This is a genomic window from Patulibacter americanus DSM 16676 (assembly GCF_000420025.1).
In the GTDB taxonomy this organism is placed as follows: Bacteria; Actinomycetota; Thermoleophilia; order Solirubrobacterales; family Solirubrobacteraceae; genus Patulibacter; species Patulibacter americanus.
Window position 1 is genome coordinate 220,637 of record NZ_ATUD01000001.1, and the last position, 25,264, is coordinate 245,900.

Sequence of the window (25,264 nt, forward strand, 5' to 3'; positions counted from 1 at the left end):
GGCCCGCCGCCCCCTCAGTGCAGGAGGACGATGAGGGCAACCGCCCCACAGAGCGCCGGACGCCGGCCAGGTGACCGGGGGGCACCGCCCCGGACGCAGGACGGGCGGCCTCTCGGCCGCCCGTCGGTGGCGCGGGCCTCACCGCCCGCGAAGTCTGGGTGCGCCGCGGGGCGGCGACGCGGTAACGGGCAGCCGGAGGAGACCTTGACCCGCCACCAGCCGCCGAGCAGTCCGATCAGGCCGAAGCGGGGCCGCACTTCGTAGACGCGGCAGCCGCGCTCGGCCAGGTCCGCCGTCTCCAGGCGCACGCCGCGGTGCGCCTGCGGGTCGCGGTACATCGCGGCGAGCAGCTCACGGTTCTCGCGCTCCCGCTCCCGCCGGCCGTCGACCTCGGCCAGGCGGGCGACGAGCTCGTCGCGGCGCCGTTCGAGCGCTCCGAGTCCGAGGAGCCGCGGCAGGGCGTGACGCTCTGGCTCCACGACGTCGCTGACCGTGCGTCCGCGGGCCCCGCGGGAGAGGTCCAGGGCGACCGCCTCGGCGAGCCGCAGCTCGAGCCGGGCGATCTGCCGGCGGAGCGCCTGACGCGCCTGGCGCTCGTCCCGGTCCAGGCCGCTGCCCGGGGCGGGAGCCGTCGGGGTCAGGGCGCGCGCGAGCGGATCGGCGGCACCGGGGTGGGCCGGGGACTGCGTGCTCTGCCGCTCGTCGGTCGTCCGCATCGTCGCTCCGGGGGTGCGCCGCCCGGAGCCCGACCGTACCAGCGTGTACGGGCCACGCCAAGCGGGACCCGTCGTCAGGCGATCCGCAGCAGGTCCCTTGCGGTGTTCAGCGCCTCCTGCACGGCCATCGCCGGAACGCCCGGGACCTGCAGCACGTAGAGCACGGCGCGGCGCGTGTCGGGCGTCACCGCGAACGTGGCCGGCGGCGGCACGAGCAGGCGGGCGAGGGGCCGGGACGCGTCGGCGACGATCAGCTCACCCTCCCCCAGCGCCGTCGCCGCCCGGCCGACGCCGAGCGTCTCGCCGGCCGTGCTCGTCCGCACGCCGAGCTCGCCCTCGACGTGCGCGGCGTCGACCGCCCACACCCCGACGCCCGTCTCGAGCAGCGCGATCAGCAGGGCGTCGGCGGGCATCCCGGCGGGGACGAACCCGCCCGTCCACAGCCGCCGGAAGACCGCCTCCTCGAGCGGCGGGCGGTCGACGTCGGGATCCAGGCCGAGCTGGCGGTGGAACGCCCGGTGCGCGGCCGGCACGGGCAGGGTCCGCACGCGCAGCGCGTAGGCACCGGTCATCCGGTTGGCGAGCTGCGTGAGCCGGTGGACGACCCAGGGCGCGGTGCGCACCGCGCGGCAGGGCACGTCGACCGTGACGAGGGCGAGCTCGGGGAACTCGTCCTCGACGTCCGCGGCGATCCAGCCCAGCGCCGGCGCGCCCTCGGGCTCGGGCTCCTCCCCCGAGTCGCCCCGCGACGTCACGCGGGAGGGCGATCGTCAGGGGCGGGGCGCATCGGCGGGAGGGGGCTAGAGGTCGAAGAGCCGGAGTGCCGGCTCACGGTCGCCGCGGAGCACGTCGAGGTCGACCTCGACCCAGCCGAGCCCCCGCGACTCCGCCAGCACACGGGCCTGGGGCTTGATGGACTGCGCCGCCAGCACGCCCTTGATGTCGCCCATCCCGGGGTCGTCGCGCATCCGCTCGAGGTAGCGCGAGAGCTGCTCGACGGCGTCGATCGTGCCGACGCGCTTGATCTCGACCGCGACCCAGCCGTCCTCGTCGTCGCGGCACATGAGGTCGACGGGACCGATGTCCGTCGGCCACTCGCGGCGGACGAGCCGGAAGCCCTCGCCGCAGTGGTGCGGCGCGTCGGCCAGGAGCTCCTGCAGCTCGCGCTCGACGCCCGACTTCTCGAGCGCCGCGGCCTCGCCCATGTCGTGGAAGACGTCCGAGACGACCTCGGAGATGACGATGTCGAGCCGGTCCTCCGTGGACCCCGCGCGCTTGCGGACGACGATCTTCGTGAGCGGTTCGTCGACGACCGCGGCCGCGGCGGCGCGGGCTGCGGCGTCCGTCGAAGCGGGAACAGCGTCCGGATCGACGGCGTCCGTCCGAGCGAGCACGTCGGCCGGAGCGGGCGCGTCGATCAGGGTCGCGGAGTCGACGGGGCCGACGGACGGCATGGCGGACGGACCGCCCGCGGCGGCGGCCAGCGCCTCTTCGACCGTCGGCAGGCCCAGGTCCGGGTAGCCCGAGGCCACCTCGTCCGGGACGGGCACCCCGCCGCGCTCGAGCTCGATGACCGTGGGCGGCGTCATCCAGTTCTGCGGCTTGAAGCCGCCGGTGTCCGCGTGGACCATCACGGACCCGTCGGACTTGATCATCAGGAGTCGGAGGGCTTCGGGCAGCAGGGCCTCGAGGCGGCCGGAGTACCGGACCTCGCAGCGGGCGACGATCAGACGCATGGACTCCGGCACGCTACGCCCGAGGTCGGACGGTCGGGTCCCCGACGGTCCCGCCGCCCGTGCGGGCGGCGGACCGGGGCCGTGACGCTCAGCGGGCCGCCGACGCGGCGGCGACCTCCGCGGCGAGCCGGTCGGCCACGTCGGCCGGGTCGGGCATGGCGGCGATCTCGTCGCGCACCGCCCACGCGGCCCGTGCGTACCGCGGCTCCTCGAGGACGTCGCGGACGGCCTGGCGCAACCGCGCGGCGTCGGGACGGCCGGGCGCCAGGGCGATGCCGGCACCGGCCCGCTCCACGGCTGCCGCCTGCACCGGCTGGTCGGCCCCCTGCGGGAGGACGACGAGCGGGATGCCGCGCGCCAGGGTCCCCAGCGTGGTACCCGCACCACCGTGGGTCACGACGGCGTCGACCCCCTCGAGCAGGTCGGCGAGCGGCGCGAAGGGGACGACGCGCGCGCCGCTCGAGGCCAGGAAGGACTCCGGCGCGGGCGCCAGGCCCGCGGTCACGGCGATCTCGGCGTCGAGGCCCTCCGGCCCCTCGAGCAAGCCCGCGACGATGGTCTCGAGGAGGTCGGCATCCCCGAAGAACGAGCCGAAGGTCACGAGCACCCGCGGGCGCGCGCCGGGCGCGAGCTTTGCCCCGTCGCGCGCCGGCGAACCGCCCGCGGCCCGGTGGGGCTCGGGCCGCAGGGCGAGGCGCGTGGTCCCGGCCGGGGGCACCGTGGTCCCGAACGCCTGCGGGCTCGTGTCGAGCAGCCACCGCCCCGCGGCCAGCGTCGCCGGCGCCGTCAGCCCGCGAGCGGCGAACCGCGGGGCGGCCGTCGCGACGATCGCGTCGAGGAGCGGGGCCGGCAACGGCGGGCCGAAGGCCAGGGTGGCCAAGGGCGTCCCTGCGGTCGCGGCCACGAGCGGCGCGATCACGTCGACCATCTCGCCGACGACGAGATCGGGCTTCCACGAGGTCGCCCGCTCGATCGCCTCGTCGGCCCCGAGGTCGAGGCGGGCTCCGGCGAAGAACTCGCCGACGCCCTCGGGCGTGGGGTTGCCGGCGGGGTCGGTGCCGTTGCGCCGCGCCACCTCCTCGAACAGCACGTCGGGCATCGGCCCGGCGGCGAGGTGGGTGACCGGCTCGGACGCGAGGAGGCCCGCCATGCCGGCGGAGGTGAGGACGGCGACGTCGTAGCCGCGGCGGGCGAAGGCCCGGGCGAGCGGGAGCAGGGGGAAGAGGTGCCCGACCGCGGGGTTGGTGGAGAAGAGGATCCGCATACTCACCAGAATAACGTTCTGATGGTTAGGTCATTCGACTAGGGAATGGCGGTAGCCACATCGACGGAGGCCGGTCAGGGGCGGAGCAACGCCGCCTCCGCCGCCGAGACGAGCCACTCCTCGGCCCGGTCGTACGACCAGCCGATGTCTTCGGTGAGCCGCGGCCAGGACCCGAGCCCGAAGAGGAACCACAGCGCGGCGGACGCCTCCTGGGCCCCCACCCCGTCCCGGAGGACGTCGAGCTCGACCAGGCGGGTGGCGCAGGTGTCCAGGGCGCCGCGGTAGGCCGCGCGCACCTCCACGAGCAGCGCGCCGATGCGCGGCTCGGCGCTGGCGCTGTCGAGCAGCACCGCCACGATGTCCTCCTGCGACTCCGTGACCGTGCGCGTGCCGTGCGCCGCTGCCCGCAGCACGGCCGCACCGGACGTCGCCTGCGCCACCGCCTCCAGCGTCTCGCGCACGCGCGTGTCGGCCACCCCCTCGCGCACCAGGGTCTCGAGCAGGTCGGGCTTGCCGCCGACGCTCGTGTAGACGGTGGCGACGGAGACGCCGGCCGCCGCGGCGATGTCGTTCGCGGTCGCTCGGGCGTACCCGGAGCGGCGGAACTCCCCCAGCGCCGCGGCCAGAACCAGGCGACGCGTCTCCGCGGCCGCCTGGGCACGCCGGGTCCCTCGTGGCCGCGTCACGATCGCGATGGTATCCGGGGAGCCGAACCGCTCAGCCGGCCGTCGCCGGGTGGCGCTCCATCGTGCGGTCGTAGTTCAGGCGCAGGAGCGCGATGACGTCGCGCACGTCGTCCTCGCCGCGGATGTCGCGCGCCGCCCAGCCCTCGCTGCCGGGGAAGACCGGGTGGTGGCCGACGCGGCCGGCTTCGTGCAGCTCCCGCCACACGGCCTTGGGGAAGGCGGCGTGCATCACGCGGTCCCCGTGGAGGTGACCGATCTCGCGGCGGTCGATCCGGAAGGACCACTCCCCGCGCTCGCCCGTCGCCGTGTGCACGCCGGGCCACGAGGTCACCTCGGCGGTGATGGTGTCGCTGGCGCCGGGCACGCCGAGGCGCGCACGGGCGGCGTCGCTCGGGTCCGGGGTCGGGGTGGCGGGGGCGTTCATGGCGGGGTCCTTCGTGGCTCGTCGGTCGAGGACGACCGTAGGCCTTCCAGCGTGGTCGAAGTCAAGGGCGCGCGCGTAGCGCCCAGGCGCGGCGAACCACCTCTGCGCGACGGGGACGCAGCCGCGTCGCCTCCGCAACGCCAAGCCGAGAGAACCGCCCGGGGGCGCGACGGGCCCGAGCCGCGTCGCGCCCCGGTCCGTCAGCCGACGAGGGCGGCGGCCCGCTCGCCGCCGCGGCCCTTGCCGCCGGCCTCGCCCTTGCCGCCGCGGTCGTCGCCGTCGCGGTCCTTGCCGCCGTGGCCGTGCCCGTGGCCGCCGCCGTGCCCGTGGCCGCCGCCGTGCCCGTGGCCGCCGCCCTGGCGCGCCTCGAACGCCCGGATCGCCGACGCGGCGATGTCGGGGTTGTCGGAGAAGATGCCGTCCACGCCGAGCTCGAGGAACTGCGTGATGTAGCCCTGCAGGTCACCCTGCGCGGCGGGGTCGGTGCCGTTGCGGCGCTCCGGGGGCAGGAAGGAGTTCTCGCCGCGGAAGGTCCACACCACGACGGGCAGGCCGGCGCGGTGGGCGTCGCGCACGAAGCTCGTCGGGGCCTGCGAGGCGCCCGTCGCCGGGTCGCGCGGGATCACCCAGTTCGTGTTCGGGGCGACGGCGTCGGCGTAGGTGGCGATCTTGCGCAGGCCGGCCGGCGTGACCATGTCGGCGTAGGTCGTCGTGCCGCCCGCGGCCTGGACGTCAGCCGGCGCGCCCGTGGCGTTGAGCAGCTGGACCGTGTGGACGCGCGAGGTGCGGTGGAGCTCCTTGAGGTTGGCGACCTCGAAGGACTGCACGATCACCGGCGCGCGGCGATGGTCCAGGCGGTTCTGGCGCAGGACCTTGAGCAGCGCCGACTCCTGGTTCAGGCCGATCGTGCGGAAGTACGTCGAGTGCTTGATCTCGGGCACCAGGCCGATCGTGCGGCCGGTCTGCCGGCTGGCCTTGCGGGCGTAGTCCACGACCTCCTGGAGCGTGGGCACCTGGTACTTGCCGTCGTAGGCGACGCTGCCGGGCCGCAGGGCGGGCAGGCGCTCCTTCGCGCGCAGCGAGCGCAGCTCGGCGAGGGTGAAGTCCTCGGTGAACCAGCCGGTGGTGGCGACGCCGTCGATGGTCTTCGTCGTCTTGCGGGCGGCGAACTCGGGGCGCGTCGCCACGTCGGTCGTGCCGGAGATTTCGTTCTCGTGGCGGTCGACGAGCACGCCGTCCTTCGTGGAGACGAGGTCGGGCTCGATGAAGTCCGCACCCTGCTCCACGGCCAGGCGGTAGGCCTCGATCGTGTGCTCGGGGCGGTAGGCGCTGGCGCCGCGGTGGGCGTAGACGGCGCGGTTGCGTGCGCTGCCGAAGTCCGGGGCGCTGCGCTCCCAGGAGCGAGCGCCGTGACCGTGGCCCGGGCCGTGGCCGTGGCCGTGGCCGTGGCCGTGGCTGCCCTTGGCGTCGGCCGCCGCCGGGACGGCGAGGCTGAGGAGGGCGACGCCGACCGCGAATGTGCGGCGACGGTGGCGCTGGGGGGAGGAAGGAGTGGTGAGGGGGATCACCCCCGCCACTCAAGCCCCCGCAGGGTCCGGCGGTGTCACCGTCCCGTGAACGGCGCGGCGGTGCCACTCCCGCCCGCGGGTGGCGGAGCGACGCGACGAAGGGTGCGCAGGCGTCGGCGGCGGACGCCGGCGACCCCGGCTCAGCCCGTGGCCTGCAGCTCGCGCGGCACCCGCTCGCGCAGGCGGTCGCGCAGCTCACGGACCTCGCGGTCCTTCGGCGCCAGCTCGAGCGCGCGGTCCGTGGCCTCGAGCGCGTCCGTCGTGCGGTCCGTGCGGGCCAAGGCGTGGGCGTAGCGCGACCATGCGCGGGCCCGCAACGGCCCGGCCGTCGCGGGGACCTCGCTGTCGGGGTCCTCCCCCGCGTCGGCGAGCTCCGCCGCCTGGCGGCAGGCCTCGACCTGCCGGCCGAGGTCGCCCGCGAGGTGCGCCGCGAGCGCCAGGTCGAGCAGGCCCTCGACGGTCGGCTCGAGCTTCATGCCCCGCTCGAGGGCGTCGAGCGCCCCGGCCCGGTCGTGCAGGCGCAGCCGCAGGCGGCCGAGGCGGGCCCACGCGGCGCCGTCCGTCGGGGTCAGGCGCACGACGCGCTGGGCGGACTCCTCCGCCTGCAGGTTCGCGCCCTGCGCCTCGTAGATGCGGGCGGCGAAGCGGTGCGGCGCGGGCCGCTCGCCCTCGACGCGCAGCCAGTCGCGCACCGCGCGGGCGGCGGCCGGCAGGTCCTCGGCCTGGAGCAGCGCGACGGTCAGCATCCGCAGCACGGCCGGGTCGGTCGGGTCGGCGTCGCGGGCGTAGAGCAGGCGCTTGGCGGCGATCGCGAACTCGCCCTCGGCCATCGCGTGCTGCGCCGCGGTCATGAACCGCTGCACGCGCTCGGCACCCGGGTCGGGCTTGGAGAAGTCGACGAACTGCAACGTGCCGGCCGGGACGGTGCGCACGCCCAGGTGGAACGAGACGCGGGCGAACTGCAGGATCTCGTCGCCCTCGCCCGTGAAGTACACGCCGGTGACGTTGCCGACGCCCCACTCGGGGTAGCTCACGCAGCGCGCGTAGCGGTGCACGACGGAGTGGTCCGGCGTGCGGCTGCCGAACGGGTCGTGCTGCGCGCGCTCGCGGGTCTGCTGCTCGGCCTCGTACGCGCGGCGTCCGGCCTCCTCGCGCGCGGCACGGGCCGCGGCGGCGTTGACCTTGACGGCGTTGGCCGTGACCTCGCCGCCGCGGGAGTCCTCGGCCAGACGCTCGAGCCGGTCGGCCGCCTCGTTGATGCCCTTGAGGTGCCGCTCGTGCTCGAACTGCTTCCCGGCCGGGGCCAGGTCGGGATGCCAGCGCTTGGCCAGCGACCGGCGTGCCTGCTGCACGTCGCGCTTGCCGAAGGGCGGCCTGAGCTCGAGCAGTCCGAGCGCGTGCTCGATGTCGAAGACGGAACCAGCCACTCCATCGAGGGTACCGCTCCGCGACCCCCGGCCCGGCCGGTCGGGTGACCCGCCGGGAACCCCCGCGGCCGGGCGATCCGTGGTACGGGGGCGAGGCCCCGCGCGCCGGACGCGGGGCCGTTTGACCGTGCTCGTCACGGAGCATCGACGACGGATGCGTCAACGGTCCCTCTTCCTCGCCGTCGTGCTGCTCTCGTTCGTCCCGGAGCAGGCATGGGCACTGGCCGGCCGCGGCTCGGGCCGCTACTCCTCGCCGTCGTCGGGCTACGGCGGGGGCCGGTATCGCGGGGGTGGCTACGGCACCGGGTACGGCGGCGGCACCTACGGCACCCGGCGCAGCGGGAACACGTTCATCTTCTTCGGCGGGGGCGGGTTCGGCGGCGGGGGCGGCGGGATCCTGTTGCTGCTCCTCCTGCTCGTGCTCGTGCTGTTCCTGGTCTCGCGGATGCGGCGCGCGCGCCGCTGAGGTTCCGCGGCGGGCCGCACCGGCATGCCACGGCGGCCCGGCCCGGCCAGTCCGCCGCCGGACGAGGCGGCCGGGCCCGGCCGCACCCCCGACCCGCGCGGCCGTCGGCGGGTCGCGCCGGCATGCCACGGCCGCCCGGCCCGGCCAGTCCTCCACCGGACGAAACGGCCGGGCCCGGCTGCACCCCTGGCGCGACCCGCCCCCCCCATCACTCCACGCGGCGGCGCAGGCGCTCCAGACGGTCGTCCCAGCGGGCGCCCGCGTCGACCATCCAGCCCACGGCGTCGTCGAGCGCCCCGGGCACCGCCCGGTAGTGCGTCTCGCGCCCGGACCGGGTCGCGACGACGAGCCCGGCGTCCGCCAGGGCGCGCAGGTGCTTCGTCAGCGCCTGTCGGGTCATGGGCATCCCCTCCGCCATCGCGGAGGCCGTCACGGTCGACGCGGAGCCCAGCTCGCGCAGCACGGCGCGCCGGGTCGGATCGGCGAGCGCGGCGAAGACGGCGCCGACCGCGGCGTCGCGCCCCGTGCCCGCGTCCGTCCGTCCGGGGCTCGGCGCGGACGTCATCGCACGCCGGCGAGCACCCGGCCCGCCGACGCGGAGGCGGTGGCCGACGGCGCGCCCCCGCCCGGGGCGCCGACCAGGACGCGGGCGGCCTGCACGGACACGGCCGAGACCGCGACGACCGGCAGCTCGACGACCACGACCCGCGTGCGTCCACGACCGGCGCCGGGCGCGTCGTCCGGCGTCAGCGCGATGTCGACGAGCGTCTCCACGTCGGCCTCGTCGGACCACACGAGGGACAGCCCCCGGCCCTCGCGGACCTCGTCGACGCGGACGGGACGGAGCGGGCCGCCGGCGTCGCGCACGGTGCCCGTCGCCCCGGGCGCCACGTCGAGGTCGACCTCGTCGGCGAGCCACCCCGTCAGGCCGGCGTCGTCGGCCAGCGCGCGCCAGACGTCGTCGACGGGGGCGTCGAGCAGCACCTCGCGGCGCACGGCGGGCTCGGGGTGGTCGGTGCAGGGCTGCGGGCTCATGGGTCCTCCGGGGCGGTCCGTCCCCGCCACCCTACCCGCAACTCGCCGGTTGCGTGTATGGTCGCCATCGAAGCGCAACCTCTAAGTTGCGCATTACGAACCCGAACCGGAGCCACCCCATGCCCCTCGTCCCCATGGTCATCGAGCAGCACGCCCGCGGCGAGCGATCGTTCGACGTCTACTCCCGCCTGCTCAACGCCCGCACGATCTTCCTCGGCACCGAGATCGACAGCGCGGTCGCCAACCTCGTCGTCGCGCAGCTCCTGCACCTCGAGGCCGACGACGACGAGAAGGACATCCACCTCTACGTGAACTGCCCCGGTGGCGAGGTCTACGCCGGCCTCGCGATCTACGACGCCATGCGGTACGTCAAGCCCGACGTCACGACGGTCTGCTGCGGCATCGCGATGTCGATGGGCGCCACGATCCTCTGCGCGGGCACCCCGGGCAAGCGGGCGGCGCTGCCGAACTCCCGCGTCCTGATCCATCAGCCCAGCGGCGGGTTCCGCGGCCAGGCGACCGACATCGAGATCCACGCGCGGGAGGCGCTCTTCCTGCGCGAGCGGATCGAGGACATCTACGTGGAGCACACGGGCCAGGACCGCGAGCGGGTCAACCGCGACATCGAGCGCGACCGCTTCATGTCGCCGGCGGAGGCCCGGGAGTACGGACTCGTCGACCACGTGCTGGAGCAGCGGGGAGGGGCGCCGCGGCGGACGCCGGTGCTCGCCTGAGGCGCCCGTGGGGGGTCCCGTCCACCGGGCCCCCGCCCGCCAACCCCGCCCGCGGTTCCCGCCCGTCGCTCGCCGGCCGGGCGGACCGGAGGCGATGCACGCACGGGAACGGCGCACACGTCGGTACCGTTGGAGGCATGTCCTCGCAGTTCGTCTACTCGATGTACCAGCTCACCAAGGTGCATCCCCCGGACAAGACGGTCTTCAAGGAGCTGTCCCTGTCCTTCCTGCCGGGCGCCAAGATCGGCGTCCTCGGCATCAATGGCTCGGGCAAGTCGTCCCTGCTGAAGATCATGTCCGGGCAGGACACGGAGTTCGAGGGCGAGGCGACCCTCGCCGCCGGCGCGTCCGTCGGGATCCTCGAGCAGGAGCCGAACCTCGACGAGTCCAAGACCGTCCACGAGAACGTCATGCTCGGCCTGGCCGAGCTCAAGGGCCTCGTCGAGAAGTTCAACGAGCTCGCGATGAACTACTCCGACGAGACGGCCGCCGAGTTCGCGCGCCTGCAGGCGGAGATCGACGCGGCCGACGCGTGGGACCTCGACTCGAAGGTCGAGTACGCGATGGACGCCCTGCGCTGCCCGCCCGGCGACTGGAACGTCGTCGACCTCTCCGGCGGCGAGAAGCGCCGCGTGGCGCTCGCCCGCCTGCTGCTCTCGGCCCCCGACCTGCTGCTGCTGGACGAGCCGACCAACCACCTCGACGCCGAGTCCGTCGCCTGGCTGGAGCGCCACCTCGAGGCGTACAAGGGCACCGTCGTCGCGGTGACCCACGATCGCTACTTCCTGGACAACGTCGCGGGCTGGATCCTCGAGCTCGACCGCGGCCGCGGGATCCCGTTCGAGGGCAACTACTCGGGGTGGCTCGACAACAAGGCCAAGCGGATGGCCATGGAGAAGCGCACCGACGTGGCCCGCCAGAAGCGGATCAACGAGGAGCTCGACTGGTCGCGCAAGAACCCCAAGGGCCGCCAGGTCAAGCAGAAGGCCCGCCTGAACAACCTCGACGAGCTGATGAAGGAGCAGTCGGCGATGCGCCTGGACGAGACGCGCATCACGATCCCGCCCGGACCCCGGCTCGGCGATACCGTCATCGAGGCCAAGGGCCTGTCCAAGGCGTTCGGCGACAAGCTCCTGTTCGAGGACCTCTCCTTCACGCTGCCCCCGGGCGGCATGGTCGGCGTCATCGGCCCCAACGGCGCCGGCAAGTCGACGCTCTTCAAGCTCCTCACCGGCATCGAGAAGCCCGACGCCGGCGAGATCAAGCTCGGCGAGACCGTCGACCTCTCCTACGTCGACCAGTCGCGCGACAACCTCGACCCGAACAACAACGTCTGGGAGGAGATCTCGGAGAAGCTCGACTACGTCAAGGTCGGCGACCGCGAGATGAACTCCCGGCAGTACGTCGCGTCGTTCAACTTCAAGAAGGGCGACCAGCAGAAGAAGGTCGGCAACCTCTCCGGCGGTGAGCGCAACCGCGTCCACCTCGCCAAGCTCCTGCGCCGCGGCGGCAACGTCCTGCTGCTGGACGAGCCGACCAACGACCTCGACGTCGAGACGCTGCAGGCGCTCGAGGACGGGCTCCTCGCGTTCCCGGGCTGCGCGGTGGTCATCTCCCACGATCGCTGGTTCCTGGACCGCATCGCGACCCACATCCTCGCCTTCGAGGGCAACTCGACCGCGACGTGGTTCGAGGGCAACCTCCAGGCCTACGAGGCCTACCGCCGCGACCAGCTCGGCGACGAGGCCGACCGCCCGCACCGCCTGAGCTACAAGAAGCTGGCCAGGTGAGGCAGGGCCTCGGGCGCGCCAGCGCGCTGTCCGGGGCCAGCCGGCGCTTCCGGCGTCGGCACTGACCGGCACCCAGGCCGTGCTGCGCCGGCGCGCCCGAGGCGGGGCGCCGTCCGGGTTTGTGGGCGTTCCGGGCCATTGGGCGACCTGGGTCGGTAGGCGACCCGGGTTCGTGGCGGCGTCGGACGTGCGGAGCTGGATCGGCGCGTCAGACGATGCCGGGCAGACCAGCCGGTGCGTCTCGGAGTGCCGCTGGCCGGCATCCCGTGACGCGGGAGCGAGCATGACCGGCACTGCGTGCCACGCCGGCCACCCCGGCGTCGTCCGCCGCCCGAACGTGTTGCCGTCGGCGGTCACGCGCCCGCCTGCCTGGGCCGCGCCGGCAGCCGATGCGAATGGCCCCGGTCAGTCGCCCCGGGCAAACCCAAACGGCCCCGGCCAGACCCCCGGACCCGCAGTGCCGCCCGCCGGGGCCGCGCCGGCGGTCACCGCGAGAAGCCCCGGTCAGTCGCCCCGCCGGCCACCCCGGCCGGGCCCGGCCAGCCCCCTGGCGCGGCCCAGGCCCCCCATCAACCCCTGGCGCGGCCCAGGCCCCCCAACAACCTTTCCCGCAACCGCTCGGACTTGACCCGCACGTCGCCGAACCACGTGCCGCCCGTCAGGACCACGACGGTGGCGCCTGGAGGTCCGCTCAGGCCCGCCTTCTGTCGGCTGTCGCCGAAGAACGTCTTCGTGCGGACCTCCACGACGACGCCCTCGGGCACGAGGAGCGTGACGTCGCCGAAGACGGTGCCGGCGTCGATCTCGACCCGCGCCTGCCCGACAACGGCCTCGCGCAGGTCGAGCTCGATGTCGCCGAACAGTGTGGAGAAGCGGCTGCTGTCCGGCACCCGCCACGGGCCCGAGCGGCGCACGTCACCGAACACGGTCGACTCGTTCACCGGCGCGACGACCGCGGCACCGCCGGCCGCGCCCGATCCGCGGGGAATCGGGTGGGCATCGACGGGGAGGTCGGCGGTCAACCGCTCGAGCTCGCCGCGCGTCGTCGCGGTCGTGGCGGCCTCGATGCGGTCGGCCAGCTCCTCGAAGGTCAGCCGTCCCTCGGCCGACGCATCACGCAGCACGTCGATGGTGCCATCGCGCTCGGCGTCGGACGCGCGAATCGGGGCACCGGTTGGGTCGTCCTGGCTCGCCATGGGCCGATCGTATCCCGGGTGAAGCCTCCCCTCCCCGCGCCTCCCCGCCGAGTCGCGTTCGCCCGGGTCTCACCGCGGCGGGGCCATGGTCGCCGGTGCGCGCGGGGGGCCCGGCCGCCGGTGCGACACTTCGAGGAGGAGTAGTCCCAAGGGCGTACGGAACGAGGTGCAGCATGCAGGCAGTGGTGTTCGAGCAGTGGAAGACCTTCCCGACGCTGAAGGACGTCGAGCGGCCGAGCCCCGGCCCCGGCGAGGTCCTGTTGAAGGTCGCGGGCGCAGGCGCGTGCCACTCGGACGTCGCGGTCTTCCGCGAGTTCGACGCCGAGCACGGCCCGGCGCAGCTCCAGCCGAGCTACGTGCTGGGCCACGAGAACTCGGGCTGGGTCGAGGAGCTCGGCGAGGGCGTCGACGGGATCGCGATCGGGGACGCGTTCCTCGTCTACGGCCCCGTCGGCTGCCAGCACTGCGCCGCGTGCTCGCGCGGCCAGGACACGTACTGCCAGAACGCGGCCGAGATGCCGTACCTGGCCTCCGGTCTGGGCCGCGACGGCGGGATGGCCGAGTACGTCGCCGTCCCGGCGCGCAACCTCGTGCCGCTGGGCGACGCGGATCCGGTCGCCGCCGCGCCGCTGTCGGATGCGGGCCTGACGCCGTACCACGCCATCAAGCTGGCGCTGCCGCACCTCGCGGGCGGCGGTCGGCACGCGCTGGTGATCGGTCTCGGCGGCCTGGGGCAGATCGCCGTGCAGATCCTCACGGCCATCACGGGGGCGACGGTGATCGCGACGGACACGAAGCCCGACGCGATGGCCCGCGCCGAACGTGCCGGCGCCCTCACGGTCCCCGGCGGCGAGGGGCAGGCCGCGGCGATCCGCGAGCTGACCGGCGGCAAGGGCGTGGATGCGGTCTTCGACTTCGTCGGGGCCGCCCCCACGATCCAGCTCTCGGCGGCCGTCGCCGCGCTGCGCTCGCGCATCACCGTCGTCGGCATCGCCGGTGGCCATTACGACTGGAACTTCTACGGCGTCCCGTACGAGACCGAGCTCACCAGCACCTACTGGGGCACGATCGAGGAGCTGCACGAGGTGGTGGCGCTCTACCGCGCGGGGAAGATCGTCCCGGAGAACGAGTACTACGCCCTCGACGACGCGCTCGAGGCCTACCGGCGCCTCGAGGCCGGCGAGCTCTCGGGCCGCGCGGTGATCACGCCCCACGGGCGATAGGGGACGACCTCGGTCACGATCCTGACGTCCGGCCGCCACTCGCCTCGACGTGTGCGTGCGTGGGCGGACGGCCGGGTAGGGGTCGTGTAGGGCACGCAGCGACGAGGTCGCCGCCACGCCCCGCACACGACCGAGGAGAACCGCATGACCGACGGCAAGACGGACAAGCTCAAGGGCCAGGTCAAGGAGACCGCGGGCGCCGCCACCGACAACGACGAGCTCCGCAACGAGGGCCGCACGGACCAGAACGCCGGCAAGGTGAAGGACAAGGTCGGCGACGCCGTCGACGGCGTCAAGGACAAGCTCACCGGCAAGTAGCCGGCGCGCGCCGCCCCACGGGCGGCGCCGCACCGAAGCGGGGCGAGGGGGCCGGGCGGACGTCCGGCCCCCTCGCCGTTTCGGGACCCTGCCCTCCGCCCTCGCGCTGGCGTGCGCGCGCTCACACGACGGCGGTCAGGAGGTACTTCGCGACGACCCCCCGAACGGTCGTCGGTGAAACCCCGGTGTTTGCTGGGATTTTCGCGGGGGTAGGCGAGATGCAGAGGGCGTTGCGGTCGCAGCGCCCGAACTCCAGCAAGGGATCCCCCATGGGCATCATCAGCTTCATCGTCATCGGTCTCATCGCCGGACTTATCGCTCGCGCCATCAACAACGGCCCCGAGCCGGGCGGCCTCATCGGCACGCTCATCGTGGGCGTCGTCGGCGCGATCATCGGTGGCCTCATCGCCTCCGCCATCGGCTTCGGCGAGCTCGACGGCATCTTCGACATCAAGACGTGGATCATCGCCATCGTCGGCGCCCTGCTCTTCCTCTTCGTCTACGGCATGGTCGTCGGCGGTCGCAAGCGCAACCACGCGTAGCACCCGGCCGGCGCCCGTCGCCGGCCCCCTCGCTCCCGGCGACCATCGCCGGACAGCGGCATGACACGGCCCGCCCCTCCCCGGGGCGGGCCGTTCGCGTTCCGGGGGCCCAGAGGGCGGGTACCGTCCGAGGATGACCACCGTGGATGTCGTCGAGTTCACCGACCCGGCGTGCCCGTTCGCCTACAGCGCGGAGCCGGTGCGCTGGCAGCTCGCGTGGCGGTTCGGCGAGGCGCTGGACTGGACGACCCGGGTCGTCGGCCTGGCGCGCGACGCCGCCGCGCAGGAGGCCAAGGGTTTCGACGCGCAGCGGAACGCGGCGATCCTCCGGCACTTCGACAGCTACGGCATGCCCCTGGCGGACGCCGAGCGCCGGGATCCTGCCGGCACGTGGGACGCCTGCCGCCTCTACGTCGCCGCGCGCGGGCTCGACCCGGACGGCGCCCTGCGGCTCATGCGCGCTCTGCGGATCGCGGGCCTGGCCGAGGCGCGGTCGATCGACCACCCCGACGTGCTCTCCGACGCCGTGCGTACGGCCGGACTGCCCACGGACGAGCTCGACGCGCGCCTCGCCGACGACGCGACGGAGCAGGCGTTCCTCGACGACCTGGCCGCCGCGCGCACGCCGGGCCGGGTGGCGCTCGCGCTCGACCACAAGCTCGCCGACGTCGAGCCGGACTGGGACGGCCCGCAGGGGGATTCCGGCCGCCGCTACACCTGCCCGAGCTACCGGTTCACGGTCGACGGCCGCACGGCCGAGGTCCCCGGGTTCCAGCCCTGGAACGCCGTCGAGGCCGTGCTCGCCAACCTGGCACCGCAGCTCGAGCGGCGCCCGTGGCCGACGGACCCGATCGAGGCCCTGCGCTGGGCGCCGGTCCCCCTGGCCACGCAGGAGGTCGCCGCGCTGCTCGGCGAGGACCGAGACGCCGCCCGCGAACGCCTGCAGCAGGGCGGCGCCACGGAGCACCAGGTCGGCACGGACGCCTTCTGGACCGCCGCCTGACCGGTCCCCCAGCCCCCGGCGGTCTCAGGTCCACCCAGCGCCGCGATACCGCGGCGTTCCGGGCCAGCGGCGGGGCCGGCCGGCCGGGCCCTCAGGCGCGGCTGGTGGCCGGCGTCCAGCCGATGGCCGGGGCCACGTCGCGCGCGATCGTCTCGAGCAGCCGGGCGTTGTACTCCACCCCGAGTTGGTTGGGGACGGTCAGGAGCAGCGTGTCGGCCTCGCGCACCGCGCGGTCCCGGGAGAGCTCCTCCGCGATGCGGTCCGGCTCGCCCGTGTAGGTCCGTCCGAACCGCGCCTGCACGCCTTCGAGGATCCCCACCTGGTCGCTGCCGGAGTCGCGGCCGAACAGACGCCGGTCCAGGTCGCTCGTGATCGGGATGACGCTGCGCGAGACGGAGACCCGCGGCTCGCGCTCCCACCCCGCGCCGCTCCACGCGTCGCGGAAGAGGGCGATCTGCTCGGCCTGCAGCTCGTCGAACGGCACGCCCGTGTCCTCGACGAGCAGCGTCGAGCTCATGAGGTTCATGCCCTGCTGGCCCGCCCACTGCGCGGTCTCGCGGGTGCCGGAGCCCCACCAGATGCGGTCGGCAAGGCCCGGGGCCTGCGGCTGGACCGCGAGGGTCGCCTGCGACGGGCCACCGCGGCCGTCGGCGTGGACGACGCCCGCGCCGGCGATCGCCTGGCGCATCATCGCCGTCTTGTCGCGGGCGAGATCGGCCGCGGTGCGGCCCTCCGGCGGCACGTAGCCGAACGCCTCGGCCCCGCGCCACGCCGGCTCGGGGGACCCGCGGCTCACGCCGATCTGCAGCCGGCCGTCGCTGAGCAGGTCGGCGACCGCGGCCTCCTCGGCCATGTAGAGCGGGTTCTCGTACCGCATGTCGATGACCCCGGTGCCGAGCTCGATGCGGCTGGTGCGGGCGGCCATCGCCGCCAGCAGCGGGAACGGGGCGGAGAGCTGCCGGGCGAAGTGGTGCACGCGCACGTACGCCCCGTCGATGCCGAGCTCCTCGGCCGCGACCGCCAGCTCGACGGTCTGCTGCAGGGCCTCGCGGGCCGTCGGCGTCTGCGACCCGGGCGCCGCCTGCCAATGACCGAAGCTGAGGAATCCGATGCGCTTGTCGTGCACTGCGTCGCCCCTTGCGCCGCGTTTCGGACCGTGGTCCGCTTACGTCCTCCACGGTAGCACCCGGGCGGCCCGGGATCCACCGCTCCTCCGACCCGCGGCACGACGGGAATCCCCGGACAGGACGAGCACGCGCTCTCGCCGCGCTACCGTCGCTCGGTGCCCACCGTCGACGTCACGACCTTCACCGACCCGGCCTGCCCCTGGGCCTTCAGCGCCGAACCCATCCGGTTCCGGCTCTCCTGGCGTTACGGCGACCAGCTCACCTGGCACCTCCGCATGGCCGGCCTCTCCGAGGACGGCTCGAGCTACGCGCGGATGGACTTCACCCCGGAGCGGGCCGCCAGCATCCTGCGCGGGTTCGACCGGCTCGGCCAGCCCCTGTTCACGGGCCAGAGCCGCCCCGTCGGCGGCACGTGGGCCGCCTGCCGGGCGATCGTCGCCGTCCGCGAGCACCTCGGGGTCGACGCCGCCGTCAAGCTGCTGCGCGGGCTGCACGTCTCGGCGCTCGCCGAGGGCAAGGCCGTCGGCGCCACCGAGACGATCGACGAGGCCGCCCGCCGTCTGGAGATCGACGTGGACGCGCTGCGCGGCTGGGTCGCCGAGGAGGCCGTCGAGGCGGCGTTCCAGCGCGACCTGCACGACACGCGCCACCCCAGCCCCGCGGCGCTCGCGCTCGACTCCAAGCTGGCCAACTCGGGCGAGGACTGGAAGCCGGCCGACGGCGAGGACGCCGGCCCGGGCCGGCGCTACACGTGCCCGAGCTACGTCCTCTCCGCCGACGGCCGCACGCTCGAGGCGCCGGGCTTCCACACCGCCCTCACCATCGAGACCCTGGTGGCGAACCTGGCCCCCGAGCTCGAGCAGCGCCCCTGGGCTGACGACCCGCTCGAGGTCCTGCGCTGGGCCGGCCAGCCGCTCTCGACCCAGGAGGTCGCAGGCGTGCTGGACCTCGTCGACGACCGCGAGGAGGCCCGCCGCCGCCTGCAGGAGGCCGGCGCCACGGAGCACCCGGTCGGCAACGACGCGTACTGGACCGCCGTCTGAGGTCGACGTCAACCTGAGTTGACAGGCGCGCGGTCCGTCAACTACGGTTGACAGCGCATGGCCGCCGAGCTCCCCCCGCCGACCGATCCCGCCGCCGCGCTCGCCGCGGTGGTGGCCCTGCGCCGACGGGCGGAGCAGCTCGAGTACGCCGCCGTCGACGAGGCGGTGCGCCAGGGTTGGACGTGGGCGCAGGTCGCCCAGGCGCTCGGCGTGAGCCGTCAGGCGGCGCACAAGCGTCACGCCGGCCGTGCGACCCACCGCCCCACCGACGAAGGTCCCCGATGAGCCTCAGGTCCCCGTTCCGCGACATGCGGACGATCAAGCAGCTGCTCGAGTCCGCCGAGCGCCACGCCCACACCGCCGGCGAGCCCGAGCCGGGCGCGGAGCACCTGCTCCTCGCCGCGCTCGACCTGCCCGACGGCGGCGCTCGCCGCGCGTTCGCGCGGGTCGGCGCCGACCCGGACGCCCTGGCCGCCGCCGTCGAGGCCCACCACGCCGAGGCGCTGGCGAGCGTCGGCGTCGCCCCGGGCGGACCGGCCGTCGCGGCCCCGCCGGCCCGCGGGGCGTTCCGGAGCACGGGCGCGGCCCAGGAGGTCTTCCAGGCCGCGGGCCGTCTGGCCCGGGAGCGCCGGGTGCCGCTGGGCGGCGCGCACGTCGTCGAGGCCGTCGCCGCCACGGAGCACGGCACCGCCGCCGCCACCCTGGCCCGGCTCGGGCTCGACCGCGGGGCGCTGGCCGACGCGGCGCGCGCCGAGGGATCCCCCGCCCGCTGACCTACGGCGTGGCCCCGAGATGCCGCAGCTTCTCGGGGTTGCGCACGACCCGGATCGCCGCGATGCGCCCGTCGACGACGTCGAAGGCGAAGACCGCGTCGACGGTGCCGTCGCCGTGGCGGAGGATGCGGCCGGGCTGCCCGTTGACCCGCGCCGGCGCGAACGTCGCGTCGGCGCGGCCGCGGCGGCTCGGGTGCGTGTGGACGAGGAACCGCGCGACCGCCGCGGCGCCGTGGACGGGGATCTTCGCCGCGACGACGACACCGCCCCCGTCCCCCCAGAGCACGACGTCCTCGGCGAGCACGTCCTCGAGCCCGCGCAGGTCGCCGCCGTCCACCGCGGCCAGGAAGCGACCGACGAGGCGGTCCCGCGCCTCGTCGTCGGGATCGAAGCGCGGGCGACCGGCGGTGACGTGGCGCTTGGCCCGCGAGACGAGCTGGCGCGCGTTGTCCTCCGAGCGGTCGACGATCTCGGCGATGCGCCCGTAGTCGTAGTCGAAGACCTCGCGCAGCAGGAACGCGGCGCGCTCGACGGGCGTGAGGCGCTCGAGCGCGACCAGCAGCGCCTGCGAGATCGTGTCGGCGAGCGCGACCCGCTCGGCGGGGCCGGGACCGGGATCCTCCAGCACCGGCTCCGGCAGCCACGGCCCCGGGTAGGTCTCGCGCCGCACGCGGGCCGAGCGCAGCACGTCGATCGAGAGCCGCGTGGCCACCGTCGTGGCCCACGCGGCCGGGTTCTCGACCGCGCCGTCCTCGGCGGTCAGCCGGAGCGCGACCTCCTGGGCGACGTCCTCCGCCTCGGCGACGCTCCCCAGCATGCGGTACGCGACGGCGAAGGCCACGCGGTGGGGGTCTTCGTGCCGGTCGTGCTGCATCGTCGGCTCCGCCGGAGTGTCGCGCATCGGGTCGCGCTCTCCGTCCTAGGCCTGCGCCGACCAGCTCGCGGGCACCATCCGGGTCGAGACCGCCAGCCGGTTCCAGGCGTTGATCATGCCGATCTGGAGCAGGACGTTCGCGAGCTCGACGTCGTCGAGCTGGGCCGCGGCCGCCGCCCAGACGTCGTCGGGCACGTGCGTCTCCGCGACGAGGGTGACGGCGTCCGTGAGCGCGAGGACGGCGCGCTCCTTCGCGTCGAAGTACGGGCTCTCGGCGTGCGCGGCGAGCTGGGCGAGGCGCACGTCGCTCTCCCCCGCCGCCTTCGCGTCCGTCCAGTGCATGTCGAGGCAGAACGCGCAGCCGTTGATCTGCGAGGCGCGCAGCTTGATCAGCTCGCGGAGGACGGGGTTGAGGTCGATCCGCTCCTCGACCCGCGCCATCGCCGCGTAGGCGGGCTTGGCGTGGGCGAAGGCGTCGAGGCGGGGCTCGTGGGTGGGGTGGTTGGTCGTGGTGCTCATGCCTCCCCGACGAGACGGCCCCCGCCGCTGTGACACCGGCCCCGTGCTAGACCCGGACCGCGCCCAGCGCCTGGAGGAACGCGACCTCGGCCACGGCGGCGCGCTGCAGGTCGGCGAGGTCGACGGACTCGTCGCCCGCGTGGATGCGGGAGCGCTCGTCGCCCGGGCCCCAGAGGACGAAGGCGGCGTCGGGGTAGATCGTCGCCAGGTCGGCGCAGAGCGGGATCGCCCCGCCCGTGCCGATGCGGACCGCCGGCGCGCCGTAGCCCTGCTCGAGCGCGGCGGCGGCCGCCTCGGCGACCGGGCCCTCGCCCGCGAGCACCGCACCGGGGGCGCCCGGGCCCTCCTCGACCTTGACCTGCACGCCCCACGGGGCGTGCTCCATCACGTGGGCGATGATCGCCTGGGCCGCGGCCGCCGGGTCCTGGGTCGGGGCCAGACGCGCGCTCAGGCGGGCGCGGGCCGACGGGATCAGCGCGTTGGCGGCGACGTCGACGGCCGGGGCGTCGATGCCGATGGCGGTGATGGACGGGCGGGTGAAGATCTGGTCCGCGACGGGTCCGTCGCCGAGCAGGTCGACGCCCTCGAGCACGCCGTTCTCCGCGCGGAACGCCTCGGGCTCGACGGCCACGCCGTCCCACGGGATCGTGTCGAGACCCTTCACGGCGACGTTGCCGCGGTCGTCGTGCAGCGAGGCGATGACGCGGGCGAGCGCGAGCAGCGCGTCCGGACCGGGGCCGCCGGCGACGCCGGAGTGGACGGGCCGCTCGAGCGTGTCGACCGTGACGTCGACGACGGCCATCCCGCGCAGCGACGTGGTCAGGGTCGGGGTGCCCGTCGCGACGTTCGAGCCGTCCGCGATGACGAACGCGTCGGCGCGGTAGCGGTCCGGGTCGGCCTCGACGAGCTTGGAGAGCGTGCCCTGGCCCGTCTCCTCCTCGCCCTCGATCAGGACCTTGACGTGCACGGGGAGCCCCTCGCCCGTCGCGCTCAGCGCCGCGAGCGCGGCCACGTGCAGCGCGATGCCGCACTTGTCGTCGGCGGTGCCGCGCCCGTAGAGGCGGCCGTCGCGCTCCGTCGGCTCCCACGCGGGGGTCGTCCAGCTCTCGTCGGGGCCGGCGGGCTGCACGTCGTAGTGGGCGTAGAGCAGCACGGTCGGCGCGTCCGGGTCGGCGGCCGGGATGTCGGCGTAGATCGCCTGCGGCCCGCCGGGCACGTCGACGCGCTGCACGTCCTGCACGCCGGCCTCCTGGAGCAGCGCGGCCGTCAGGTCCGCGGCCTCGCGCACCGGCGCCTCGGGGAACCCGGGGAACGCCACGGACGGGATGCGCACGAGGCGCTCGAGGGCGTCGCGCAGGCGCGTGGGGTCGACGTCGGGGAGGGGGCTCATGCGGGGACCTCGGGGTCGGGGGATCGGGAGGGGTCGGCGGACGGCTCGCGGCCGTCGATCACGGCGAGCAGCGCGGCGCGGAGCTCCTCCGCGTCGGTGGCGACGGCGTCGGCGTCCTGCAGCTCGTCGGCGGGGTGGCCGCCGGTGGCGACGGCGATCACGTGCACGCCGTCGTGGCGGGCGCAGGCGATGTCGCGCGGGGTGTCGCCGATGACGATGGTGCGCTCGGGCGGCCAGGGCGTGCCGTCGGCACGCAGGGCCTCGCCGGCGCGGCGGCGGGCGAACCCGGGCAGGTGCCGGCGCTCCTCGTGGTCCGAGCCGAACCCGCCGCCGATCTCCGGGGCGAACCAGCCACCCAGGCCGGCGGCGTCGAGCTTGCGCCGGGCGATCGGCTCGAAGTTGCCCGTGACGAGCGACTGCACGACGTCGTCGCGGTCGTGCAGCTCGGCCAGGAGGACGTCGACGCCGGGCGAGACGTGGCCCTGCAGGTCGCCGGGCTCGTAGGTCTCGCAGGTGCGCGCGGCGACCGTGTCCGCGTGGGCGTCGATCTGCGGATGGTCGACGCCCGCCGCGACGAGGATGTCGCGCGCGATCTGCCCGTCGGTCATCCCGGCCATCGGCTGGTTCTTCAGCAGCCGCTCGTCGCCGATGCCGTGGACCTCGCGCAGCGCGTCCCAGACGGCGGCCGCGTGCGAACCCGACGCCTTCAGGAGCAGGGTCCCGTCGATGTCCCAGAGCAGCAGCCAGCGGTCGTCGGGCGCGCGGCTCACCGCAGCAGGTCGACGTCGGCGGAGAGGCGCTGCGCGAAGGCGGCCAGCAGCTTGGCGGTGTTGAGGATGTCCTCGACCTGCGCCGTCTCCACGACGGAGTGCATGTAGCGCAGCGGCACGGAGACCACCGCGGTCGCGATGCCATCGGCGGCGATCTGGATCGCGTCGGCGTCCGTACCCGTGGCGCGGCCCGTGGCGCTGAGCGTGTGCGGGATGCCCTCGGCCTCGGCCGTCTCGATCAGCGCGTCGGTCACCCACGGGTGCAGCGGGGTGCCGCGCTCGATGACGGGGCCGGAGCCCAGCGGGTGCTCGCCGATGTCGTTGACGTCGACCCCGGGGTGGTCGCTCGCGAACGTCACGTCGACGGCGACCGCGATGTCGGGGCGCACGCGGTGGGCGGTGGTCGCCGCACCGGCGAGGCCGGTCTCCTCCTGCGTGACGGCCCAGCCCATGACCTCGCCCGGCGCGCCGCCGGCCTCGGCGACGAGGCGTGCGGTTTCGTACGCCACGAACGAGCCGATGCGGTTGTCCATCGACCGCGACGCGAAGCGCCCCTGGCGCAGCTCGATCGGCTCGGCGTCGATCACGGCGACGTCGCCGACGCGCACGACCTCGAGGGCGTCGGCCTTGTCGGCGGCGCCGATGTCGATCGTCAGCTCCTTGATCTTCGCCGCGCGCGAGCGCTCGTCCGCCTCGATGAGGTGGATCGGCTTCTTGCCGATGACGCCACGGACCTCGCCGTCGCGGGCGAGGATGCGCACCCGCTGGCCCACGAGCTGCTGCGGGTCCTGGCCGCCGACGGAGGCGATGCGCAGGAAGCCCTTGTCGTCGATGTGGGTGACGATGAGGCCGATCTCGTCGATGTGCCCGACGATGGCCAGCGACGGGACGCCGCCCTCGGCGGTGCCCGACGACGTGCCGGTCGCGGTCGACGTGCCGGCGACCCGCGCGACGCTCGAGCCGAAGGTGTCCTTCTCGACCTCGGCGAACTTCTCGGCGTGGGCGCGCCACACGTTCGCAGCGGCGGCCTCCCGGCCGGACGGGCCCGGGGTCGTCAGGAGGTCGCGCAGGACGTCGGGGAGGCTCATGCCCTGACGGTATCGCGCGAGCGTGCGCCGGCCGGTCCGGCGGGACACGCGCGGCATACTCCGGGCATGACCGACCAGGCCGCCGGCTCGACCACGTTCTCCCTGCGGCGCTCCAGCAAGCTGCGGAAGACCTTCTCCGTCGAGGACGGCGCGGGCAACGAGCTCGGCACGCTGGAGTGGACGAGTCGCCTGAAGGACAGCGCCGAGGTGCGCGGACCGGACCTCGCGTTGGACCTGCGGACGCACGGCATGTCCCGCACGGAGCACACCGCCACGAGCCCCGAGGGGCCGGAGCTGGTGACGATCGACGGCGACGCCAGCACGGTGGCGGGGGTCGACGGCGCAGTGGCATGGAGCGCGTCCGGGCGGTGGAAGGGCATCGAGGGACGCCTGACGGCCGACGAGGGGCGCTCCGTGCGCGTGCAGACCCGTCCCGGACACAAGCGACGGGCGACCGTCGAGGTGCACGGCGACTGGCCCGACCCGACGGCGGTCGCGGTCGCCGCGGCGTTCGCGGCGCTCGTGGCGGAGAGCCAGAGCGTCGTCGTGACGACCTGAGGGACCGCGCCCGCCGGCCGCCTGTCCGGTCGACGCTCCGCGCGGCGTCCTGGGGCCGTGGCCGTGCTCAGCCGCGAGGCGGAGTACCCCGGCGGACCTGACGGCTGATGCCCCCCGTCTGCAGACCCCAGAGCACCCAGCCCGCGCGGCCCGCCGTCGCGCCGCGCACGCCGCCCGGCGGCAGCTCGCGCGCCCGGCGCAGGTCGCCCGAGGTGAGGATCTCCAGCACCGTGGCGGGCCCGGCATCGCCGTCGCCCGCCAGCCGCCGGCCCGCGCGGTCGGCGATGACGTCGCCGACCTGCTGCGCGCCCGCCATCCAGGGCGCGGACTCGTCGCGCGAGCGGGTGCTCACCGGGCCGAGCACGTAGGCCTCGACCTGGATGCCGAAGCCGGACTCCTCCGCCGCCAGGACCTGCGCGGCCATGAGCTCGCCGGCCGCGACCGTCGAGACCGCGCCCGAGCCGGGCACGGGGTAGCGGGCCGCCGCGCCGTTGATGAGGACGTAGCCCGCGCCGGGGCGATCCCGCAGGAGCGGCACGAACGCGTGCATCGCCAGGTGATGGGCCCGCAGGCCGTCGTGGACGGTGCGCTCCCAGTCCTCGAGCGGGAGCTCCGCCAGCGGCGGGCCGGCGTCCCAGCCGCCCAGCGCCGCGACGACCAGGTCGGGCGGGCCGGCCAGGCGGGCGACGTCGGCCGCCAACCGGCGCGCCGCGCCGTCGCCGTCGGACAGGTCGCCGATGACGGGCACGAGCCGTTCGACGGGCGCGCCGGCCTCGCGCAGGCGGGACTCGAGGGCGCCGAGCCGGTCGGACCGGCGCGACGGCACCGCCACACGGGCGCCGGCGTGCAGGAGCGCCGTGACGATCCCCTCGCCGACCTCGCCGGCCCCGCCGCAGACGACCGTGGTCCGCCCGTCGAGACGGGCGACGGGCTCGGGAGCGCTGCGGCCGGGGAGGCGATCGAGGAGGGCCATGCGGCGAGGCTATCGCCCCTC

At 75.1% G+C, this 25,264-nt stretch carries 29 protein-coding genes; 11 read left to right on the forward strand and 18 right to left on the reverse strand.

Going from position 1 to position 25,264, the window contains the following annotated elements:
• Positions 1-14: 14 nt before the first annotated feature.
• The 8 genes from F593_RS0101050 to F593_RS0101085 all read right to left on the reverse strand — a co-directional run bounded on the left by F593_RS0101050 (position 15) and on the right by F593_RS0101085 (position 7,821).
• Positions 15-716 carry a hypothetical protein gene (locus F593_RS0101050; protein WP_022926910.1) on the reverse strand — a complete coding sequence of 234 codons (702 nt, stop codon included), beginning with the start codon at positions 714-716 and terminating at the stop codon, positions 15-17.
• A 74-nt stretch (positions 717-790) separates the two neighbouring features.
• Positions 791-1,471, reverse strand: coding sequence for a phenylalanine--tRNA ligase beta subunit-related protein (locus F593_RS0101055; RefSeq protein WP_022926911.1), 681 nt, complete (start codon positions 1,469-1,471; stop codon positions 791-793).
• Between the two features lie 45 nt (positions 1,472-1,516).
• Positions 1,517-2,452, reverse strand: a complete 936-nt coding sequence (locus F593_RS30710) for an endonuclease NucS domain-containing protein (RefSeq protein WP_022926912.1) — start codon at positions 2,450-2,452, stop codon at positions 1,517-1,519.
• A gap of 88 nt (positions 2,453-2,540) precedes the next feature.
• On the reverse strand, positions 2,541-3,716 hold the full coding sequence (locus F593_RS0101065; protein WP_022926913.1) for a glycosyltransferase: 1,176 nt from the start codon (positions 3,714-3,716) through the stop codon (positions 2,541-2,543).
• Positions 3,717-3,790: 74 nt separating this feature from the next.
• Positions 3,791-4,402, reverse strand: a complete 612-nt coding sequence (locus F593_RS21425) for a TetR/AcrR family transcriptional regulator (protein ID WP_022926914.1) — start codon at positions 4,400-4,402, stop codon at positions 3,791-3,793.
• A 31-nt stretch (positions 4,403-4,433) separates the two neighbouring features.
• On the reverse strand, positions 4,434-4,826 hold the full coding sequence (locus tag F593_RS0101075; protein WP_022926915.1) for a luciferase domain-containing protein: 393 nt from the start codon (positions 4,824-4,826) through the stop codon (positions 4,434-4,436).
• Positions 4,827-5,026: 200 nt separating this feature from the next.
• Positions 5,027-6,394 (reverse strand): glycerophosphodiester phosphodiesterase, encoded by a 1,368-nt coding sequence (locus F593_RS21430; RefSeq protein WP_245540762.1) that lies wholly within the window; start codon positions 6,392-6,394, stop codon positions 5,027-5,029.
• Between the two features lie 140 nt (positions 6,395-6,534).
• Positions 6,535-7,821, reverse strand: a complete 1,287-nt coding sequence (locus F593_RS0101085) for a tetratricopeptide repeat protein (RefSeq protein WP_022926917.1) — start codon at positions 7,819-7,821, stop codon at positions 6,535-6,537.
• Between the two features lie 154 nt (positions 7,822-7,975).
• On the opposite strand from F593_RS0101085, the gene F593_RS30510 reads away from it, so the two are divergent.
• Complete coding sequence (locus F593_RS30510) at positions 7,976-8,287, forward strand: hypothetical protein (protein ID WP_022926918.1); 312 nt, start codon at positions 7,976-7,978, stop codon at positions 8,285-8,287.
• A 208-nt stretch (positions 8,288-8,495) separates the two neighbouring features.
• Here the strand turns inward: F593_RS30510 and F593_RS0101095 are convergent, their stop codons facing one another.
• Complete coding sequence (locus tag F593_RS0101095; protein WP_022926919.1) at positions 8,496-8,852, reverse strand: ArsR/SmtB family transcription factor; 357 nt, start codon at positions 8,850-8,852, stop codon at positions 8,496-8,498.
• Positions 8,849-9,322 (reverse strand): SRPBCC family protein, encoded by a 474-nt coding sequence (locus tag F593_RS0101100; protein ID WP_022926920.1) that lies wholly within the window; start codon positions 9,320-9,322, stop codon positions 8,849-8,851. Before F593_RS0101100 ends, F593_RS0101095 begins: the two co-directional genes overlap by 4 nt.
• Before the next feature lie 119 nt (positions 9,323-9,441).
• Here F593_RS0101100 and F593_RS0101105 point away from each other — a divergent pair, with 119 nt between their 5' ends.
• Together F593_RS0101105 and ettA are read left to right on the forward strand one after the other, a co-directional pair.
• Positions 9,442-10,056, forward strand: coding sequence for an ATP-dependent Clp protease proteolytic subunit (locus F593_RS0101105; RefSeq protein WP_022926921.1), 615 nt, complete (start codon positions 9,442-9,444; stop codon positions 10,054-10,056).
• A 137-nt stretch (positions 10,057-10,193) separates the two neighbouring features.
• The gene (gene ettA / locus F593_RS0101110) at positions 10,194-11,846 is read left to right on the forward strand and encodes an energy-dependent translational throttle protein EttA (RefSeq protein ID WP_022926922.1); all 1,653 of its coding nucleotides are present in this window, start codon (positions 10,194-10,196) and stop codon (positions 11,844-11,846) included.
• Positions 11,847-12,415: 569 nt separating this feature from the next.
• Here ettA and F593_RS21435 read toward each other — a convergent pair.
• Positions 12,416-13,042: a DUF1707 SHOCT-like domain-containing protein gene (locus F593_RS21435; RefSeq protein ID WP_022926923.1), complete on the reverse strand. Its 627-nt coding sequence runs from the start codon at positions 13,040-13,042 to the stop codon at positions 12,416-12,418.
• A 173-nt stretch (positions 13,043-13,215) separates the two neighbouring features.
• On the opposite strand from F593_RS21435, the gene F593_RS0101120 reads away from it, so the two are divergent.
• The 4 genes from F593_RS0101120 (at position 13,216) to F593_RS0101140 (ending at position 16,128) form a co-directional block, all read left to right on the forward strand.
• Complete coding sequence (locus F593_RS0101120) at positions 13,216-14,265, forward strand: NAD(P)-dependent alcohol dehydrogenase (RefSeq protein WP_022926924.1); 1,050 nt, start codon at positions 13,216-13,218, stop codon at positions 14,263-14,265.
• A 144-nt stretch (positions 14,266-14,409) separates the two neighbouring features.
• The gene (locus F593_RS29060) at positions 14,410-14,583 is read left to right on the forward strand and encodes a CsbD family protein (RefSeq protein WP_022926925.1); all 174 of its coding nucleotides are present in this window, start codon (positions 14,410-14,412) and stop codon (positions 14,581-14,583) included.
• Positions 14,584-14,852: 269 nt separating this feature from the next.
• Complete coding sequence (locus tag F593_RS0101135; RefSeq protein ID WP_022926927.1) at positions 14,853-15,125, forward strand: GlsB/YeaQ/YmgE family stress response membrane protein; 273 nt, start codon at positions 14,853-14,855, stop codon at positions 15,123-15,125.
• 133 nt (positions 15,126-15,258) lie between these two features.
• Positions 15,259-16,128, forward strand: a complete 870-nt coding sequence (locus F593_RS0101140; RefSeq protein WP_022926928.1) for a DsbA family oxidoreductase — start codon at positions 15,259-15,261, stop codon at positions 16,126-16,128.
• A 91-nt stretch (positions 16,129-16,219) separates the two neighbouring features.
• On the opposite strand, the gene F593_RS0101145 is transcribed toward F593_RS0101140, so the two are convergent.
• Positions 16,220-17,254, reverse strand: coding sequence for an LLM class flavin-dependent oxidoreductase (locus tag F593_RS0101145; RefSeq protein WP_022926929.1), 1,035 nt, complete (start codon positions 17,252-17,254; stop codon positions 16,220-16,222).
• Between the two features lie 156 nt (positions 17,255-17,410).
• Between F593_RS0101145 and F593_RS0101150 the strand changes: the two genes are divergently transcribed.
• From F593_RS0101150 to F593_RS0101160, 3 genes are read left to right on the forward strand one after another with little or no spacing between them, the layout of a single operon-like run.
• Positions 17,411-18,298, forward strand: a complete 888-nt coding sequence (locus F593_RS0101150) for a DsbA family oxidoreductase (RefSeq protein ID WP_022926930.1) — start codon at positions 17,411-17,413, stop codon at positions 18,296-18,298.
• 57 nt (positions 18,299-18,355) lie between these two features.
• Complete coding sequence (locus F593_RS29635) at positions 18,356-18,583, forward strand: hypothetical protein (RefSeq protein ID WP_022926931.1); 228 nt, start codon at positions 18,356-18,358, stop codon at positions 18,581-18,583.
• Entirely contained in the window at positions 18,580-19,071 is a 492-nt protein-coding gene (locus F593_RS0101160; protein WP_022926932.1) for a Clp protease N-terminal domain-containing protein, read from the forward strand. Before F593_RS29635 ends, F593_RS0101160 begins: the two co-directional genes overlap by 4 nt.
• A gap of 1 nt (position 19,072) precedes the next feature.
• Here the strand turns inward: F593_RS0101160 and F593_RS0101165 are convergent, their stop codons facing one another.
• From F593_RS0101165 to F593_RS0101185, 5 genes are read right to left on the reverse strand one after another with little or no spacing between them, the layout of a single operon-like run.
• On the reverse strand, positions 19,073-19,972 hold the full coding sequence (locus tag F593_RS0101165; RefSeq protein WP_022926933.1) for an RNA polymerase sigma-70 factor: 900 nt from the start codon (positions 19,970-19,972) through the stop codon (positions 19,073-19,075).
• 18 nt (positions 19,973-19,990) lie between these two features.
• Positions 19,991-20,464 (reverse strand): carboxymuconolactone decarboxylase family protein, encoded by a 474-nt coding sequence (locus F593_RS0101170; protein ID WP_022926934.1) that lies wholly within the window; start codon positions 20,462-20,464, stop codon positions 19,991-19,993.
• Between the two features lie 46 nt (positions 20,465-20,510).
• A complete protein-coding gene (locus tag F593_RS0101175; RefSeq protein WP_022926935.1) occupies positions 20,511-21,854 on the reverse strand; it encodes a M20/M25/M40 family metallo-hydrolase in 1,344 nt (447 codons plus the stop codon).
• Positions 21,851-22,624: an HAD family hydrolase gene (locus F593_RS27545; RefSeq protein WP_022926936.1), complete on the reverse strand. Its 774-nt coding sequence runs from the start codon at positions 22,622-22,624 to the stop codon at positions 21,851-21,853. The genes F593_RS0101175 and F593_RS27545 overlap by 4 nt, the downstream gene beginning before the upstream one ends.
• Positions 22,621-23,712, reverse strand: a complete 1,092-nt coding sequence (locus F593_RS0101185) for a zinc-binding metallopeptidase family protein (RefSeq protein ID WP_022926937.1) — start codon at positions 23,710-23,712, stop codon at positions 22,621-22,623. The genes F593_RS27545 and F593_RS0101185 overlap by 4 nt, the downstream gene beginning before the upstream one ends.
• Before the next feature lie 66 nt (positions 23,713-23,778).
• Between F593_RS0101185 and F593_RS0101190 the strand changes: the two genes are divergently transcribed.
• Positions 23,779-24,270, forward strand: a complete 492-nt coding sequence (locus F593_RS0101190) for a hypothetical protein (protein WP_022926938.1) — start codon at positions 23,779-23,781, stop codon at positions 24,268-24,270.
• Between the two features lie 67 nt (positions 24,271-24,337).
• Here the strand turns inward: F593_RS0101190 and F593_RS27550 are convergent, their stop codons facing one another.
• A complete protein-coding gene (locus tag F593_RS27550; RefSeq protein WP_022926939.1) occupies positions 24,338-25,243 on the reverse strand; it encodes an SDR family NAD(P)-dependent oxidoreductase in 906 nt (301 codons plus the stop codon).
• Positions 25,244-25,264: the final 21 nt, after the last annotated feature.

What these genes read in the sequence shown, in the direction of transcription:
- F593_RS21435 (WP_022926923.1), bottom strand. Translation starts at nt 13,042, where the DNA reads ATGGCGAGCCAGGACGACCCAACCGGTGCCCCGATTCGCGCGTCCGAC.
- ettA (WP_022926922.1), top strand. Translation starts at nt 10,194, where the DNA reads ATGTCCTCGCAGTTCGTCTACTCGATGTACCAGCTCACCAAGGTGCAT.
- F593_RS0101105 (WP_022926921.1), top strand. Translation starts at nt 9,442, where the DNA reads ATGCCCCTCGTCCCCATGGTCATCGAGCAGCACGCCCGCGGCGAGCGA.
- F593_RS0101135 (WP_022926927.1), top strand. Translation starts at nt 14,853, where the DNA reads ATGGGCATCATCAGCTTCATCGTCATCGGTCTCATCGCCGGACTTATC.
- F593_RS0101190 (WP_022926938.1), top strand. Translation starts at nt 23,779, where the DNA reads ATGACCGACCAGGCCGCCGGCTCGACCACGTTCTCCCTGCGGCGCTCC.
- F593_RS30510 (WP_022926918.1), top strand. Translation starts at nt 7,976, where the DNA reads ATGCGTCAACGGTCCCTCTTCCTCGCCGTCGTGCTGCTCTCGTTCGTC.
- F593_RS0101100 (WP_022926920.1), bottom strand. Translation starts at nt 9,322, where the DNA reads ATGAGCCCGCAGCCCTGCACCGACCACCCCGAGCCCGCCGTGCGCCGC.
- F593_RS0101065 (WP_022926913.1), bottom strand. Translation starts at nt 3,716, where the DNA reads ATGCGGATCCTCTTCTCCACCAACCCCGCGGTCGGGCACCTCTTCCCC.
- F593_RS0101095 (WP_022926919.1), bottom strand. Translation starts at nt 8,852, where the DNA reads ATGACGTCCGCGCCGAGCCCCGGACGGACGGACGCGGGCACGGGGCGC.
- F593_RS0101050 (WP_022926910.1), bottom strand. Translation starts at nt 716, where the DNA reads ATGCGGACGACCGACGAGCGGCAGAGCACGCAGTCCCCGGCCCACCCC.
- F593_RS29635 (WP_022926931.1), top strand. Translation starts at nt 18,356, where the DNA reads ATGGCCGCCGAGCTCCCCCCGCCGACCGATCCCGCCGCCGCGCTCGCC.
- F593_RS0101160 (WP_022926932.1), top strand. Translation starts at nt 18,580, where the DNA reads ATGAGCCTCAGGTCCCCGTTCCGCGACATGCGGACGATCAAGCAGCTG.
- F593_RS0101175 (WP_022926935.1), bottom strand. Translation starts at nt 21,854, where the DNA reads ATGAGCCCCCTCCCCGACGTCGACCCCACGCGCCTGCGCGACGCCCTC.
- F593_RS27550 (WP_022926939.1), bottom strand. Translation starts at nt 25,243, where the DNA reads ATGGCCCTCCTCGATCGCCTCCCCGGCCGCAGCGCTCCCGAGCCCGTC.
- F593_RS0101170 (WP_022926934.1), bottom strand. Translation starts at nt 20,464, where the DNA reads ATGAGCACCACGACCAACCACCCCACCCACGAGCCCCGCCTCGACGCC.
- F593_RS0101185 (WP_022926937.1), bottom strand. Translation starts at nt 23,712, where the DNA reads ATGAGCCTCCCCGACGTCCTGCGCGACCTCCTGACGACCCCGGGCCCG.
- F593_RS0101075 (WP_022926915.1), bottom strand. Translation starts at nt 4,826, where the DNA reads ATGAACGCCCCCGCCACCCCGACCCCGGACCCGAGCGACGCCGCCCGT.
- F593_RS30710 (WP_022926912.1), bottom strand. Translation starts at nt 2,452, where the DNA reads ATGCGTCTGATCGTCGCCCGCTGCGAGGTCCGGTACTCCGGCCGCCTC.
- F593_RS0101165 (WP_022926933.1), bottom strand. Translation starts at nt 19,972, where the DNA reads ATGCGCGACACTCCGGCGGAGCCGACGATGCAGCACGACCGGCACGAA.
- F593_RS0101140 (WP_022926928.1), top strand. Translation starts at nt 15,259, where the DNA reads ATGACCACCGTGGATGTCGTCGAGTTCACCGACCCGGCGTGCCCGTTC.
- F593_RS29060 (WP_022926925.1), top strand. Translation starts at nt 14,410, where the DNA reads ATGACCGACGGCAAGACGGACAAGCTCAAGGGCCAGGTCAAGGAGACC.
- F593_RS0101120 (WP_022926924.1), top strand. Translation starts at nt 13,216, where the DNA reads ATGCAGGCAGTGGTGTTCGAGCAGTGGAAGACCTTCCCGACGCTGAAG.